Consider the following 17,884-nt stretch of genomic DNA (forward strand, 5'->3'; position numbering starts at 1 on the left):
GGAAACGAACCGCCAAGGACGCTAAGGACGCAAAGCAAAGAAAGAAGAAAGAGAGATATAATTTTCACGAATGATTTAGGACTGCTATATCGAATTTCCTGCCTTTATTTTATGTGAGCAACGGTAACACCAGTGCCACCATCTGCTTGTTCTGCTGGTTCGTAGTTGTTAACTCTGGGATGCTGTTGCAAAAAGGTGTGAACTCCTTGTCGCAGTTTTCCAGTGCCGTACCCGTGAATAATCCAGACTGGGCCTGTAGCTTCTGAGATGGCTTTATCTAAAATGTATTCGGCATCAGCTACCCGTTTACCACGCAAATCGATGGTATTTTGGGAAGTCCGAATTTCTGGGACACTTTGCGGTGGCGGGGTTACTGCTGCTGGGGCTGGTTTGGGTTTGACGATCGCTTCGGGTTTTTGACCATCTAGAGATTCTACGTCTTGCAACTTCACATTCATCTTCATTAGCCCAAACCGAACGCTTAACTCCCCATCTTCATCGGGGGCAGTGATCACATCCGCGATCTGTCCCAGTTTTGGAATGCGGACGCGATCGCCTACTTTGGGCATAAATCCAGCTTTTGGTTTTACTGGCGTTGCTGGCTGATATTGTTGGCTAATTTGATTCAAAGCATTGGTTGCTTGCTGCGCCTCTTGGGCTGTGGGCGTACCTTTCTGCAAACGACGAATCACTTGGGCAATTTCACCTTTTGCTTGAGCGATCGCTTGTTGGACTGCTATTTCCTGTGAAGCCCGCAAACTGCTTTCCCTTTCTTCCAAACTTGCGGCTTTTGCGGATACTTCTTTGTATAAACGTTCCGCTTGCTGCAACAAACTTTGGGCTTCGGCTGCTTTGGTTTCTTGGCGACGGCGTTGTGCTTCTAAACCAGCAATCACCTGGTTAACTTCATCTGTGGCTTCTCCAACTTGAGTTTTTGCCTGTTCTACCACTTCTGGTTTTAATCCCAAGCGGAGGGCAATAGTTAAGGCGTTAGAACGTCCAGGTATGCCCCACAACAAACGGTAAGTAGGCGAGAGAGTACTTTCGTCAAATTCAACAGAGGCATTTTCAAAGCGCTCATCTTCGTATTTCAGGGCTTTTAATTCCCCGAAGTGAGTGGTGGCGATCGTTAGCTGGGCATGGTTAGCTAAATATTGCAACAAGGCGATCGCTAAGGCGCTACCTTCAACTGGATCGGTTCCTGCACCGACTTCATCGAGTAAAACGAGTGATTGGGGATTGGGGATTAGGGATTGGGGATTAGGAATTTCCTTTTCCCCAGTCCCCAGTCCCAAGTCCCCAGTACCTAATGCTTCTAAAATCCGACTAATTCGGCGGATGTGTCCTGAAAATGTGGATAAACTTTGCTGTAAAGATTGTTCATCGCCAATATCTGCCAGCACTTTATCAAACCAAGGTATTTCTACTGGTTCGCGGGCGGGGACAAATAAACCCACTTTGGCCATTAATGCGGCTAATCCCAAAGTTTTTAAGGTTACAGTTTTACCGCCAGTGTTTGGCCCAGTAATTGTCACTACCCGAATTAGCGGGTTTATCAACAAATCTACAGGTACTACTGGTTGCCCTTGTTCGTGCTGTTGTTGCCACACTAACAGAGGATGTCGTAGATTCCGCAAGGTAATGATTTCATTATCTTCACGCTGGATAAATCGCGGGGGATTTGCTCCTAGCCAGTAGCTATACCGCGATCTAGCGGTTGCCAAATCTAAAGTGGTGGCGATCGCTAATAATCTCTCTAAATCTGGTTTGACTGCGGCTACTTGTTCTGTCAAAGCACGGCGAATAGCTTCTTCTTCGGCTTGCTCTCTTCTAATTATCTGCCGCAGTTGGTTGCCCAAAGGCACTACTGAATTCGGTTCCACGTATAAGGTAGCACCGCTAGTAGAGGTATCGTGGACAATACCGGGGATGGCATCTTTTTGGGGTGCTTTTACAGGGATGACAAAGCGATCGCCTCGTTGCGTAATTAGCTGTTCTTGAACTGCTCCAGATTTTGCTTGTAAGATATTTTGCAGCTTTTGGGTAATTTGGCTGCGTACTCGCCGTAAATCTGTGCGAATTTCTCCCAGTTTTTGACTCGCGCGGTCAGTTACCTGGGCCCGTTCATCAATACATCGGTGAATTTCTTGCTCTAATTCTGGATAAGTCCGTAAATCGGCAACCAAATCAGTCAGTATGGGCAAATCTTCCTGATTGTCAATGACACGGCGCAAATTTCTCGCACCAGAGAGGGTAGTAGCGATCGCTAACAGTTCATCCCCTGCCAAAACTCCACTACGTTCTGCCCGTTCTAGAGAATCGCCAATATCTTGAATTCCCTCAAATGACAGTCCCGTGGTCAGGCGAGTTTCCAGCTGGTAGACTTCTTTGGTTTGCTCTAATAACTCTTCGCTTTGGATCTGAGAATCGGGTATTTTCAGATGACGCGCAGCTGTCGCCCCCAGCTTAGTTGCAGCAAAGGTGGCAAGGTGCTGGCAGAGGCGATGCCATTCTAATAGTTCTAAGGTTTCAGATTGGATCAAGGTTTCAATATCTAATCTGAAATTATCGTAACAATTCTAGCCCCTAGATGGCTAAACTTTAAAGAAGAAAATTTTGCTTTAGTCAATAGTCGAGAAGTATATTCGCTCTCTACTTCTTAATACATTGATGTATTTTATGCTACATCAATATTTTATTTACTCTAACTCCGAACAAAATGCCACAAAAACTAATTAAGCAGCAATTATTTCTTGCACCAGAACGTAAGGCTGAACGATGAGAGTGTTAAATCGTTTAGTGCGATCGCCATTCCATTCTCCCACCTGTACTACGGTGGGTTTGGCAATCAATTGTTTATCAATCCACTGTTCCACTGATGGGATATTATCACTAGCGATCGCTACTCCAACATCCACTAAGTTTAACTCAAGCGCCACTAAAATTACTGCATCTCTTTGCACATGAGGAATTAGCCACTCCCACTCTGCCTCATCCAAAATTTCTGTCAATTCTGCTCTTAAATCCGACATCATTCCTTAATTTGTATTGCTTATAAACTATTTTACATTAATTACTACAGACGCGATTCATCGCGTCTCTCTTGTACGCAATTCATCGCCCTTCTAAACCTCTGATTTCATTTCATCAATTTCAAATAAAGATACGATGACTCCAGCGATGGGAATAGATATAAAAACTCCTAGTAAACCTGCTACTTTAGCGCCTACTAGCAAAGCAAAGAATACTACTACAGGATTAAGATTTAGCGTATCTTGCATAATTCGAGGTGCAATCAAGTTGTCTTGTATCTGCTGGAGGACAATACAAGCTATTAAGACTTTCACTGCTAACCAAACACCTTGAGACAACACAACTAAAGTAACTGCACTTACTCCTAATGTCGCTCCTATACCAGGAATTATATCAAGAACTCCGACTATTACTGATAATATCAAAGCAAAAGGTACTTTTAATATTAAAAAAACTAAAAAAGTCGTACTTGTGAGAAACGCACTTAATAACAACTGACCTCTAAAAAATCCGAGAAAGGAGCGTCTGATTATAATTGTAAATCTATTGCGGCGCTGTTTTGGGATTATTTTTATGGTAAAGTTCCACAACTTGTCTCCATCCAGTAACATGAAGAAAGCTACAACTGCAATCAATATAAATGTCAAGAAGTTCGTCATGAATCCTTGTAAAACAGCCAAGCTAGTTACAAGGCTAGATATGGCTTGGTTTCGCAATTGTTCTTGAATAAAACTTAAATTTATCTGCAAATTCCGACTTCGCAAAAGCCCTTCTAGTTGCTCCAATAGAGGTATTAAAGAATTTACAAAGCCAGTTATACTGTCAATTAATTGTTGTCCTTGAGATAAAACCGTTAAGCCGACGGTAATTATCAGACTGCCAATAATCACAATGCTAAACAAGAAAACGACACCAACAGCTACGCCGTGGGGCAAAAAATGTCGCAGCCATTGTACAGGATAACTAAGTAAAAAAGCCAAAATTGCAGCAAATGTAAAAATAACAATGACTGTTTCAAAATAAGCTAAAAGTTGTACAATTGCCCAGCCAGAAGCAACTAAAAGTAAAAAGCGGACTAACGCCAGATTATTTAATCGATCCCAAAAATTTTTGGCTTCAAAGCCGCTCATAATAATTCTGTAATGACGCTTGAGGACTCGCTAACGCTGCGCTAACGTAATTCGTAATTCAGACGAAAAAAACTAGTTGTGTAGCATGGGTAATTTGCCCACTCTGTGAGATGGATGATGTATTTGTTGGAAGTTCTTTAGCAAGAAAGGCAGAGGGCAGGAGGCAGAAGGCAGAAGGGAATTTTGATTCCTGCCAAGAAGCTCACGACTGAAAGGAGTAAGGGTTTAAGCCCCACACCAAAATTTTCAATTTGGTGTCTTGCAATCAGTGTAGGTCTGAAGCCTGCACTGCATTGCAGTCCTTCTGCCCTCTGCCCTCTGCCTTCTTTAGATGATTACTAGAGTGAATTGATTTTAAGATTAGAGAAACTCAATAGCGATCGCTACCTCCCTAAAGCATACATCTAAGCTTGTCTAACTTATCTTCCTAAATCATGCATCTCATTTATTACTTTGGTACACTTTTGTGTTAGGGCTTCTAATTCTTCTTTATTACTGGAACTAGGAGCATCAATCAAGTTACCAATTCTTACAGTGATGGGAACTGGGCGAGGTAGGGACGATCCTTTTTGTAAAATCTCCTCAGTACCCCAGACACTCACGGGTAATATTGGGGCTTTTGCTTTCGCCGCTAGCAGCAGTGCGCCTCTTTTGGGGTCTGTAATTCGACCATCTGGGGTGCGAGTCCCTTGCAAGAAAACACCGACAGCCCAACCGTTATTGAGATATTCTAGGGCGGAACGGATGGCATTACGATCGGCACTTCCTCGACTCACCGGATAAGCACCATACAATTTAATCGCTTGCGCCAAAACTGGGATCTTAAATAACTCTTCTTTCGCCATGTACGCTACTGGACGACGTACACAGTTAGAGACAATTGGCGGGTCAAAATAACTAGCGTGATTACTCACTATCAATAACGGCCCTGATTGGGGGACATTCTCCGTACCATAAATCTGGCCCCGAAAGTAAGCGTGAAGCATGGGGCTGACGACCGACCATTTAAAGGCGTGGTAAAGTGCCAGACTGATAAACGGTTCGCGGTTTCTGTCCACAGAAGATAATTCAAATCAGACTGAATTTAGCATACGCGATCGCAAGGCCCAGAGCAAACGCCAAAGAGCTGTGGAGATGAATTACTTCATCCATCTGGGAATACTAACTCCAGAAAATATTAGTATTTAGCAGTATGAATAACACTACAGTCAGTATTCCCGGATATTGCATCAGTGAAGAAATTTACAATGGTTCCAGAACGTTGGTATATCGGGGATACCGAGAGATTGACTCATTACCAGTAGTGATTAAACTCCTAAAAAATCCTTATCCGAGTTTTAATGAACTCTTATGGTTTCGCAATCAGTACACCATAGCTAAAAATCTTAACTCACCCTTAATCATCCAAACTTATAGCCTGGAACAATACCAAAATGGTTATGTGTTGGTAATGGAAGATTTTGGAGGGATTTCTCTTAAAGAATGGGGAGTAGGGAGTAGGGAGTGGGGAGTGGGGGGGAGCGTAGAAGCTTTGATAGAGTTTTTACAAATTGCGATCGCACTATCTAATACCTTAGATATACTCTATCACTCGCGCATTATTCATAAAGATATTAAACCTGCCAATATTTTAATTAATCCAGAAACTAAACAAGTTAAATTAATTGACTTTAGTATTGCATCTTTACTGCCACGAGAAACTCAAACCTTAATTAGCCCCAATGTGTTAGAAGGAACACTGGCTTATATTTCGCCAGAACAAACCGGAAGAATGAATCGAGGGATTGACTACCGCACAGATTTTTATTCTTTGGGCGTAACTTTTTATGAATTACTGGCTGGAAAATTACCATTTCAGTCAGAAGATGCAATGGAAATAGTACATTGTCATATTGCAAAAAAAGCGCCTTTAATACATGATATTAATTCTGAAATGCCATTTATATTCTCAGAAATTGTTAGCAAACTGATGGCAAAAAATCTTGAAGATCGCTATCAGAGTGCTTTAGGATTGAAGTATGATTTAGAAAAGTGCTTGGTTCAACTGAAAGAAACAGGTAAAATTGAGAGTTTCCCAATTGCACAACAAGATATTTGCGATCGCTTTATTATTCCTGATAAATTATATGGCAGAGAACCCGAAGTAGAAACCCTATTGCAAGCATTTGAAAGAGTCAGCCAAGGGACAACAGAAATGATGTTAGTTGCTGGCTTTTCAGGGATTGGGAAAACTGCGGTTATCAATGAAGTTCATAAACCGATTGTTAGGCAACGTGGTTGTTTTATCAAAGGTAAATATGACCAATTTAATCGTAATATTCCCTTTAGTGCATTTGTGCAAGCCTTCCGAGATTTAACGGGGCAACTATTGAGTGAAACTGATACTAATTTGCAGCTGTGGCAGGAGAAAATTATCACAGCTTTGGGTGAAAATGCCCAAGTTATTATTGAGGTTATCCCAGAACTTGAACTAATTATTGGTTCCCAACCTCTGGCTATAGAACTATCTGGAATGGCTGCTCAAAATCGCTTCAATCTGCTGTTCCAGAGATTTATTCAAGTTTTCACGGCACTAGAACATCCCTTAGTAATATTTTTGGATGACTTGCAGTGGGCAGATTCGGCATCACTGAAGCTGATGCAGCTACTCATGGATCAATCACAGACAGGCTACTTGTTGCTACTTGGGGCATACCGAGATAATGAGGTCTTTCCGGCACATCCTTTAATGTTGACATTAGATGAAATAGGCAATACGGGAGCCGTCATTAACAACATTATCCTCAGCCCACTGTGTCGAGTAAGTGTAAATCAGTTGTTAGCAGATACCCTTAATTGTCAACTGGAATTAGCACAGCCATTAACGCAATTGATGTATCAAAAAACCAAAGGTAATCCCTTTTTTACTACTCAGTTTCTTAAGGCACTGCATCAGGATAATTATATTCAATTCAATTTTCAAAGCGGGTATTGGGAATGTAATATTGCCCAAATCAAGCAATTGGCGCTGACAGATGATGTGGTGGAGTTTATGGCACAACAGTTGCAGAAATTAACACCAGCAACTCAGGAGGTTTTAAAACTAGCGGCTTGTATTGGTAATCAGTTTGATTTACATACCTTGGCGATTATTTATCAACAATCCCAAACCGAAACCGCCGCCGCATTATGGAAAGCATTACAGGAAGGTTTGGTTATACCACAAAGTGAAGTTTATAAGTTTTATGTAGACCAAGAAAATCAAGCTGATAATCAGGAAATAGCTCATGCCATAGCATATAAATTCCTGCATGATCGCGTCCAACAAGCTGCTTACTCACTGATTCCTGAAGATCGCAAACAGATAACCCATGTCAAAATTGGCCGCCTGCTGTGGCAAAATACCCCGAAAGCTGAACTAGAAGATCGAATTTTTGCGATCGCTAATCAGCTAAATATTGGGCTTGAACATTTCTATCAACCTCAAGAACGCCATGAACTCGCACAGTTAAATCTCATGGCTGGGAAAAAAGCAAAAGCCTCAACTGCATACAGTTCAGCAATTGCATATTTGAAAATAGGTATCCGATTGCTACCATTTAACCCTTGGGAATCTAACTACAATTTAACTTTAAGCCTGTATAACGAAGCAACCGAAGCTAGTTATCTGTGCGGTGAAATTGACGCAATGGAAAATTTTGCCCAGGAAATTTTACAAAACGCCAAAGCTGTCACAGATACAGCCAATGTATGTGAAGTAAAAATTGAAGCTTACACAGTCCAAGGAAAATTATTGGCAGCGATCGATACAGCCATGCAATTTTTGCAGCCGATTGGCATTGAGTTTCCCAAAGAACCAACAGATGAGGATTTTGTTCTCGCTTTACAAGAGACTCAAGCTACCTTGAATGGCAAAACAATTGCTGAATTAGTTGATTTGCCAGAGATAGAGAATCTGGAATTACGTGCAGCCTTGCGTGTCTTAGTTAAAGTAACTACTCCTGCTTATCTAGCAAAACCTGAACTCCATCGCTTATTAGCGCTGAAAGAAGTTGCTCTTTCTATAAAATACGGAAATACTTCCGGTTCTGCCTTTACTTACTCAGTTTATGCACTCATGCTTTGCGGTCAACCAAATAATATCCCAACAGGTTACGAATTGGGTAAGTTAGCGTTGCAACTGCTGTCCAAATTTCAAAATCAGGAATACAAAGCAAGAGTCATTTTAGTAGTTCATCATTTTGTTACTCACTGGAAAGAGCCTGTAATAACAACCCTCAAACCATTACTACAAGCTTATGCCATTGGGCTAGATACTGGGGATTTAGAGTATGCTGGTTATGCTGCCTACATTTATTGCTTCCAAGCTTACATCACCGGTCAAGAACTAACCAAACTAGCTAAAGAATTAGAGATTTATGGGGCAGCAATAGAAAAAATTAACCAAAAAACCGCACTCAACTATAACAATATTTATCACCAAGTAATCTTGAATTTAATTGAGTCAAAAACCACTCCTTGGGAATTAGTTGGTGCAGTTTATAATGAAAGGTCAATGCTGACGTTACATGAAAAAACTAATGATGACACTGCTTTATGGCATGTTTTTGTTAACAAATTAATTCTTTGTTATCTGTTTCAAAAACTGGATTTGGCGGTGGAATATGCCCTCAAAGCTAAACAATATTCTGGTTCAGGATATGCAATGGTAAACACTCCAGTGCTGAACCTTTATGATTCGCTGTTGCAACTAGCTTTATTTCCTACGTTGTCACCCGTAGAACAACAGAGGATTTTACAGCAAGTAGCAGAAAATCAAGACACCATGCAACAATGGGCAAATTATGCACCCATGAATCATCAGCATCGATTCGAGTTGGTGGAGGCTGAAAAGTGTCGGATACTAGGACAAAAAACCGCAGCAATTGAATTTTATGATCGCGCTATTTCTCTTGCTAGAGAAAATGGCTACATCCAAGAAGCAGCACTTAGCAATGAACTGGCTGCTAAATTCTACCTTGATTGGGGCAAAGAAAAAATTGCCCAGGTCTATATGCAAGAAGCTTACTACTGCTATACCAGTTGGGGAGCCAAAAGCAAAGTAGATGACTTAGAACAACGCTACCCAGAACTTCTGCGGTCCATTCTGCAACAAAAAAATCTCAAACTTAACTTGCAAGAAACACTGAGTAACAATGTTGCATTTAATAATATTCATTCTTCAATCCATATCTCAAGTTCCTCCACCAGCAATTCGGTGCTAGACTTTGGCTCTGTCTTTAAGGCCTCCCAAGCAATCTCTACCGCAATTCACTTAGATGAGTTAATCGAGAAGCTAACTCAGATTATTCTCGAAAATGCTGGTGCTGATCGGTGTGCGTTAATTCTCTTTCAAAATGGCTTATGGGAAGTGCGAGCGATCGCCACCTTAGAAGGTACTATGTTGCAAACAGCACCTTTAGATAATCATCCTGGTATTCCAATCAAACTGATTCAGTATGTGAAAAACACTCTAGAAACAGTTTTGATTGACGATCTCAAAACCCATTTACCTAATGTGATTGGGGAATATATGCGCCAGTATCAACCCAAAAGTGCGCTGTGTATGCCAATTCGGAATCAGGGGCAGTTACTGGGAATTTTGTACTTAGAAAATCAGCTAACAATGGGTGCATTTGTAGGCGATCGCTTAGATATACTAGAATTATTAACCAGTCAAGCGGCAATTTCTCTAGAAAACGCCTTACTCTACAACACCTTAGAGCAAAAAGTAGAACAGCGCACCCAAGAACTTCATCACAAAAATCAGCAATTATCCCGTACTCTCCAAGAATTACAACAAACCCAAACTCAATTGATTCATGCTGAAAAAATGTCGAGTTTAGGGCAAATGGTAGCTGGAATTGCCCATGAAATAAATAACCCAATTAACTTTATTTACGGTAATATTACATATTTAAAAGAGTATTTTCAAGATTTACTAGAGGGTATTAATCTCTATCAACAGCAATATCCACAACCTACTACCAAAATTCAAGCTTATCTTAATGATAAAGATTTAAATTACGCAATTCAAGACGTACCAAATCTGCTGGCTTCAATACAGCAAGGTAGTCAACGAATTCAGAATATTGTCTTATCTCTGCGGAATTTTGCCCGACTAGATGAAGCAGATATCAAAGCCGTCAATATTCATGAGGGTATTGAGAATACGCTATTAATTCTACAACATCGACTCAGTGAAATTGAAATTATCAAAAATTATGCTGATCTTCCACAAGTGAATTGTCACGCCAAACAAATCAATCAGGTAATTATGAATATTTTGAATAATGCCATTGATGCTTTAAATGAAGTCAAAATAACAACTCGTACTATTAAAATACATACCGAATTAAGCAATTCTTTAACTAAGAGTGCGAGTATTCGCATTGCTGATAATGGTATTGGAATTTCTGATGAAATCCAAAAACGAATATTTGATCCTTTCTTCACTACAAAAGCTGTCGGTAAAGGAACGGGATTAGGATTAGCAGTAGCCTACTCCATTATTTCAACTCATGGCGGACAAATTAATTTTGTTTCTAAATTAGGACAGGGGACGGAATTTGAGATTATCCTACCTGTTGGAGGATGAAGGTGGAAAGGTGGAAAGAGAAAGAACAGAATTTATGAGCAAAATTGCAACTGTCTAAAATTTTCCTCTTGTTTATAAACAATTTCATAGATTCTGGGAACACTAAATCTATAAGTATTAAAGATTTAGCAGTATGGATAGCACTCTTGTCAGTATTCCCGGATATCGCATCAGTGAAGAACTTTACAATGGTTCCAGAACGATAGTTTATCGCGGGTATCGAGATGATTCTTTACCTGTGGTAATTAAACTGCTGAAAAATCCTTATCCCAGTTTTATCGAACTGGTACAGTTTCGCAATCAGTACACCATTGCCAAAAATCTTAACTCACCTCTAATCATCCAAACTTATAGCCTGGAACCTTATCAAAATGGCTATGCGTTGGTAATGGAAGACTTTGGGGGGATTTCTCTTAAAGAATGGGGAGTAGGGAGAGACGCGATTAATCGCGTCTGTACAAGGGAGTGGGGAGTGGGGGGAAGCGTAGAATCACTGATGGAGTTTTTACAGATAGCAATCACACTTTGCAACGCCTTAGATATACTATACCGCTCGCGCATTATTCATAAAGATATTAAACCTGCCAATATTCTAATTAATTCCGAAACTAAACAAGTTAAATTAATTGACTTTAGTATTGCATCCTTACTACCACGGGAAACTCAAACACTAATGAATCCCAATGTGTTGGAGGGAACACTTAGTTATATTTCTCCTGAACAAACAGGAAGAATGAATCGAGGAATTGACTATCGGACTGACTTGTATTCATTAGGTATGACTTTTTACGAATTATTGACTGGAGAATTACCGTTTCAATCAAACGATCCGATGGAATTGGTACATTGCCATTTAGCAAAACTTCCAGCATCCCTTCGGGAAGTCAAAAGTGAAGAAATTCCACAAGTCTTGTCAGATATCGTGATGAAATTGATGGCTAAAAATGCTGAAGATCGCTATCAAAGTACATTAGGACTGAAATTTGATTTAGAAAAATGTTTATCTCAACTCCAAGAAACTGGTGAAATTAAAAGTTTCCCAATTGCCCAACGAGATGTGTGCGATCGCTTCATTATTCCTGATAAACTCTATGGACGGGAAACAGAAATAGAAACGCTACTCCAAGCATTTGAAAGAGTTAGCCTGGGTGCAACAGAAATGATGCTGGTAGCTGGTTTTTCCGGTATTGGTAAAACCGTTGTAATTAATGAAGTCCATAAACCGATTGTTAGACAACGTGGTTATTTTATCAAAGGAAAATTTGATCAATTTCAACGGAATATTCCCTTAAGTGCATTGGTACAGGCATTTCGGGATTTCATGGAGCAACTATTAACAGAAAGTGATAGCCAAATCCAGCAATGGAAAAGCAAAATATTAGCAGCTGTGGGTGAAAATGGACAAGTAATTATAGAAGTCATCCCGGAATTAGAAAGAATTATTGGTCAACAACCATCTCTTCCAGAATTATCAGGAAATGCATCACAAATTAGATTTAATTTAATATTTCAAAAGTTTACTCAAGTCTTTACCACTGCCGAACATCCATTAGTGATGTTTTTAGATGATTTACAATGGGCAGATTCAGCATCGCTGAAGTTAATGCAGTTATTAATGGCTGATACAGGACATCTTTTATTAATTGGTGCATATCGTGATAACGAAGTCGAAAAAGCACATCCGTTAATGTTGACTTTGAGTGAGATTGAAAAAACACAAACAACTATTAATACTATTACATTAGCACCACTAAATCAAAGAGAAGTGAATCAGTTAATTGCTGACACACTGAAGTGTTCTGAGGATTTAGCGTTGCCTCTTTCCCTACTTGTATCTCAAAAAACTCAAGGTAATCCATTTTTCGCTACACAATTTATCAAAGCATTACATCAAGATAAACTGATTCAATTTAACTTTGAGTCAGGCTTTTGGGAATGTGACATTGCACAAGTGACGACTCAAGCAGTTACAGATGATGTTATTGCCTTTATGGCATTTCAACTGCAAAGACTACCACAATCAACTCAAAATATCTTGCAGTTAGCTGCTTGTATTGGCAATCAATTTGATTTATCAACTTTGGCAATTGTTTCAGAATCATCAGAAATTGAAACGGCTGCTGATTTGTGGAAAGCTTTGGAAGAAGGGTTACTTTTAACTACTGGTGATGTTTATAAATTCTTTCAACACAGTGAAAATGATTCTGATTCAAAACCTTTCAATTCCAATTACCAAGTTCCAAACTATAAATTTTTACATGATCGCGTTCAACAAGCTGCTTATTCTTTAATCCCAGAAGCTCAGAAGCAGAAGACTCATTTAAAACTAGGTCGGCTACTGTTAAATAATATTTCTATCAGCGAACAAGAAGAGAAAATCTTTCAAATTGTTAGTCAATTGAACCTGGGGTTAGGGTTAATTATTCAACAGAAAGAACGAGATCAACTAGCTGAGTTAAATCTGTTAGCTGGACGGAAAGCTATAGCTGCCACTGCTTACACTGCTGCAATTGAATATCTAACGCTAGGAATAGAACTGCTAACAGCAGATAGCTGGCAAAGTCATTACAATCTTACTCTAGGGCTGTATGAAGATGCAGCAAAAGCAGAATACTTAAACACCAACTTTGAACAGGCTATCAAACTCACAGACCTGATCTTGCAGCAAACTACACAGATGTTGGATAAAGTTAAAGCTTATGAGCTGAAAGTTCAAATTTATATTGCCCAAGATCAGCAAGTTAAAGCCATTGAAACAGGGTTAAAAGCACTAGAGCAGTTAAAAATTGCGTTGAGATCGCCTGATGTAGAACCAGAGAATCGTTTAGCTCAACTACCAACTTTAACAAACTTAGCTAATATTCCAGAAATGACCAATGTGGAATCTCTGGCTGCACTGCGGTTGCTGATTAGTATTACACCTCCTGTTCATCATGTCAAACCGGATATGTTTCCGTCAGTAGCACTGACAAAGCTGCATCTTTGTCTTGAACAGGGACATTCATCTTTGGCTGCTTTTGCCTATGGAAGTTATGGTGTATTTCTTTGTGCTGTAATCGGAGATGTCGATACTGCTTATTACTCAAGTCAAATAGCTTTAAAGCTACTAGAACAATACCAGAGTAAAGAAATCAGTTCAAAAATTTATATGCTTTTTGGTGTTTTTATCTGTGCTTACAAAGAGCATGGTAGAAATACACTCACAGCTTTACGAGAAAGTATCCAGTGTGGGCTAGAAGTTGGAGATATTGAACACGCTAGCTATTCAATGATGGCTGAGTGTACGCATTTATTCTTAATTGGAGAAACTCTAGATGCTGTTGAAGAAAGGCAAACAAAATATATTAATCTACTTTTAAAACTCAAACAAAAACATTGTCTTGATTATGCCCAGGTTTGGAGGCAAGTCACCTTAAACTTACTTGGTCGATCCTCTCACCAATATTATCTGACTGGTGTTGATTTTGATGAGAAAGAAATGCTGCCGCATCTTCACAACACCCACAATCATCAGTCACTATTTGCTATCTATCTTGCTAAAACAGCTATCCTTTATATTTTTGACCAGTATGAAGAGGCTGCAAGCAATGCAGAAAAAGCCACCGAGTATATGAATGGAGCCTTTGGTCTACTCTTAGTTGTGGCACATAACTTTTACTACTCTTTGTGCTTACTTGCAAAGTATTCTAGCTGCGATCGCCAACAAGATCAGCAAGAATCTTGGTTAAATCAGGTAGTTAGCAACCAAAAACTCATGCACTATTGGGCTAGCTATGCTCCTGTTAATTTTCAGCATAAGTATGACTTAGTTGAGGCAGAAACAGCGCGGGTAATGGGAGACAAACTCAAAGCGATGGAATATTACGATCGCGCCATCTCCCTTGCCAAAGCCAATGGCTACATCCAAGAAGAAGCACTTAGCAACGAATTAGCAGCCAAATTTTATCTCGGCTGGCATAAAGAAAAAGTCGCCCAAGCATATATGCAAGAAGCATACTACTGCTACGCTCGTTGGGGTGCAAAAGCCAAAATAGAAGACCTAGAAAAACGCTATCCCCAGCTACTCCAACCCATCCTGCAACAACAACGAATCAACCTCAACTCTTCAGAAACCATTGCTTTTCATGGGACTTCCTCTTCCACTAGCACTTCTAGCGCTGGCAGCACCAGTATTTCTGATGTTCTAGATTTTACCTCTGTCCTCAAAGCTGCTCAAGCTATCTCCAGTTCTCTGGAATTAGATCAACTTGTTGCCAGCCTCACCTGCATTATCCAGGAAAACTCTGGCGCGAAAAAAGCTGCACTAATTCTTCCCCAAGAAGATACTTGGCAAGTTAAGGCAATTACCTCAAATTCCCAGATTGGTATTCAAACCATTCTTGAACCACAATTACTAGACAATTGTCAAGATATTCCTGTAAATATTATCAATTACGTCAAAAATACCAAGCAAACAGTTGTTATAGACAATTGCACAACACATATTATTGGGTTAATCGGGGAATATATGCACCGAACAAAACCCCAGAGTGTATTATGTACTCCGATTATTAATCAAGGGCGTTTGGTGGGAATTCTTTATTTAGAAAATCGACTGACGCAAGGGGTATTTACTAGCGATCGCCTTTCTATCATAAATTTCCTCTGCACTCAAGCTGCAATTTCTTTGGAAAATGCCCAATTATATAATCATCTCCAGGAGCGCGGAAAGTTCTTAAATAGTATTTACGAAGGTGTTGGCTGTCTGATCTTTGTAACTGATATCCGAGACAATGGTAGGTTTGAGTACACAGGATGGAGTAAATCGTGCGAATTAGCGGTTGGTATCTCTGCTTCCCAAGTGCTGGGTAAAACTCCGCAAGAAGTAATCGGTACTGATGAAGGTGCAGCAGTCGAGCAAAAATATCTGTATTGTTTTCAAACCGGAATACCCGTCACCTATGAAGAATATCTCACATTTAATCACCAGAAAATTTGGTGGTTAACCACACTCAGTCCATTAAAAGATGAGATGGGCAAAGTTTATCGCATAGTTGGGACAACTATTAATATTAGCGATCGCAAACAAGCTGAAGAAGGGGTAATAGAAAAATCTCAAGCGCTCGGAACAGCCTTAGCAGATTTACAACAAGCACAATTACAAATTGTTCAGAGTGAGAAAATGTCAGCACTGGGTAATTTAGTTGCTGGAGTAGCCCATGAAATGAATAATCCTTTGGGCTTTATTGCTGCGAGTCTCCAACAAGCTAAACCCACCATTGCTGATATTGTTGAACACTTAAAACTATATCAAGCAAGTCTTCTCAATCCCGATGAGCAAATCAAAGAACACGCCGAAGAAATTGATTTAGATTATACCTTAGAAGACTTACCAAAAATTATTGATTCAATGGTGATAGCGTGCGATCGCCTGAAAAATATCAGCACTAGTTTAAGAACTTTTTCTCGTGCTGATAAAGATTACAAAGTGCCATTTAATATCCACGAAGGTATCGACAGTACGATTTTAATTCTCAAACATCGTCTCAAAGAAAATGAACAGCGTCCAGCAATTGAAGTAATAACTGATTATGCTAAATTGCCCAAAATTGAATGCTTCTCTGGACAATTGAATCAGGTATTTATGAATATTTTGGCAAATGCTATTGATGCGCTGGATGAATCAAATGTGGGAAGAAGTTTTGAGGAAATTAAGTGCCATACCAACCGAATTGCAATTAAAACCTCTTTGGTAAATGAAGGCGTAAAAATTGCTATTGCTGATAATGGTAAGGGGATGAATGAAGAAGTCAAACAAAAGATTTTTGACTACTTATTTACTACAAAAGGTGTGGGAAAAGGGACGGGATTGGGATTAGCGATCGTTCGTCAAATCGTTGTAGAAAAACATGGAGGAGCAATCAAGGTAGATTCTAGACCAGGCGAAGGTACTGAATTTGTGATTCAACTACCTATATAGCATATACCTCAATACAGTTCAGTTAAGTATTTCTTTCTTCTGTCGGTGTTTTCTACCTCAAGGCTTTATGCCCCGCTATGCGCGGCATCGTCTCCCTTTGGGAGAATACCGCGCGGCTTCACCGTGTGCCTACGATAAAAAATTAATCAGGCAAATCAGCGGCACTCTGGATATTTTTTAATATTAAGTCAGGGCTAGTACGTTTAATTAAACCAGTTAGCACTTTACCAGGGCCAATTTCTATTACTTGCTGAATGCCGTTGGCTGGTAATTGTAGAGAAATTTCTCGCCATCTTACAGAACCAGTCATTTGTTTATTCAGACGTTGCTTTAAAACTTCGGCATCAATAGACGCAATTGGTTCTACATTAGACAACACTGGCACAGTAGCTGGCTGAAATTCTACAGATTCTAAAATATCTTGAAATTCTGTAGCTGCTGGTGCTATTAAATGTGAGTGAAATGCTCCAGAAACTTTTAAGGGAATAGCACGCTTTGCTTTAACTTGAGTCATTACCGCTTGTACAGCCTCGGTTGTGCCTGAAATCACCACCTGAGCCGAACTATTATCATTTGCTATCACTACATCAGGCGTTTCGGCAATGACTTTTTCTAACTGTTCGCCATCAAAGTTCATCAAAGCTGCCATCATACCACCGACGGCATTATCCATAAGTTCTGCACGGCGCTTTACTAGATATAAACCAACCGACCATTCAAAGACACCCGCTACATAAAGGGCAGAATATTCTCCTAAACTATGACCAGCCACTAAATCTGGCTGATGTCCTCGTTCTCGGAGAAGATCAGCAAGAATGCTTTCAACTACATAAAGACTTGGCTGAGTGTATAGTGTCTGTGATAACTTTTCTTCTTGGTTTTGACAGATTTCGGTTACAGACCAGCCCAAAATCTCCTCAGCTTTGGCAAGCTTATTTTTAGCCGATGGTATATCTAATAAATCCATTCCCATTCCCAGCGTTTGGGAACCTTGTCCGGGAAACACCCATGCAGTTTTTGTCATTGGTCAATAGTCATTAGTCATTGGTCATTGGTGAAGTCAGTGCGGTCTTGGGGGTTTCCCCCATGAGCAACTGGTGTTAGCGCAGCGTTAGCGATAGCGCAACGTTAGTGAGGAACGAACGT

At 40.0% G+C, this 17,884-nt stretch carries 7 protein-coding genes; 2 read left to right on the plus strand and 5 right to left on the minus strand.

Going from position 1 to position 17,884, the window contains the following annotated elements; all coding sequences use genetic code 11:
* Positions 1-104: 104 nt before the first annotated feature.
* The 4 genes from RMZ43_RS05185 to RMZ43_RS05200 all read right to left on the minus strand — a co-directional run bounded on the left by RMZ43_RS05185 (position 105) and on the right by RMZ43_RS05200 (position 5,221).
* Positions 105-2,543, minus strand: coding sequence for an endonuclease MutS2 (locus RMZ43_RS05185; RefSeq protein WP_322655052.1), 2,439 nt, complete (start codon positions 2,541-2,543; stop codon positions 105-107).
* A gap of 192 nt (positions 2,544-2,735) precedes the next feature.
* Complete coding sequence (locus tag RMZ43_RS05190) at positions 2,736-3,032, minus strand: DUF2288 domain-containing protein (protein ID WP_322646421.1); 297 nt, start codon at positions 3,030-3,032, stop codon at positions 2,736-2,738.
* Between the two features lie 93 nt (positions 3,033-3,125).
* Positions 3,126-4,163 carry an AI-2E family transporter gene (locus tag RMZ43_RS05195; protein ID WP_322646370.1) on the minus strand — a complete coding sequence of 346 codons (1,038 nt, stop codon included), beginning with the start codon at positions 4,161-4,163 and terminating at the stop codon, positions 3,126-3,128.
* A 419-nt stretch (positions 4,164-4,582) separates the two neighbouring features.
* Entirely contained in the window at positions 4,583-5,221 is a 639-nt protein-coding gene (locus RMZ43_RS05200) for a lysophospholipid acyltransferase family protein (RefSeq protein ID WP_322646369.1), read from the minus strand.
* Positions 5,222-5,355: 134 nt separating this feature from the next.
* Between RMZ43_RS05200 and RMZ43_RS05205 the strand changes: the two genes are divergently transcribed.
* On the plus strand, positions 5,356-10,779 hold the full coding sequence (locus RMZ43_RS05205) for a trifunctional serine/threonine-protein kinase/ATP-binding protein/sensor histidine kinase (RefSeq protein ID WP_322655053.1): 5,424 nt from the start codon (positions 5,356-5,358) through the stop codon (positions 10,777-10,779).
* A 133-nt stretch (positions 10,780-10,912) separates the two neighbouring features.
* Positions 10,913-16,738 carry an AAA family ATPase gene (locus RMZ43_RS05210; RefSeq protein ID WP_322646367.1) on the plus strand — a complete coding sequence of 1,942 codons (5,826 nt, stop codon included), beginning with the start codon at positions 10,913-10,915 and terminating at the stop codon, positions 16,736-16,738.
* Positions 16,739-16,880: 142 nt separating this feature from the next.
* On the opposite strand, the gene fabD is transcribed toward RMZ43_RS05210, so the two are convergent.
* Complete coding sequence (gene fabD / locus RMZ43_RS05215) at positions 16,881-17,762, minus strand: ACP S-malonyltransferase (protein WP_322655054.1); 882 nt, start codon at positions 17,760-17,762, stop codon at positions 16,881-16,883.
* Positions 17,763-17,884 lie beyond the last annotated feature (122 nt).

It is taken from the genome of Nostoc sp. CmiVER01, from assembly GCF_034531135.2.
Lineage (GTDB): Bacteria > Cyanobacteriota > Cyanobacteriia > Cyanobacteriales > Nostocaceae > Nostoc.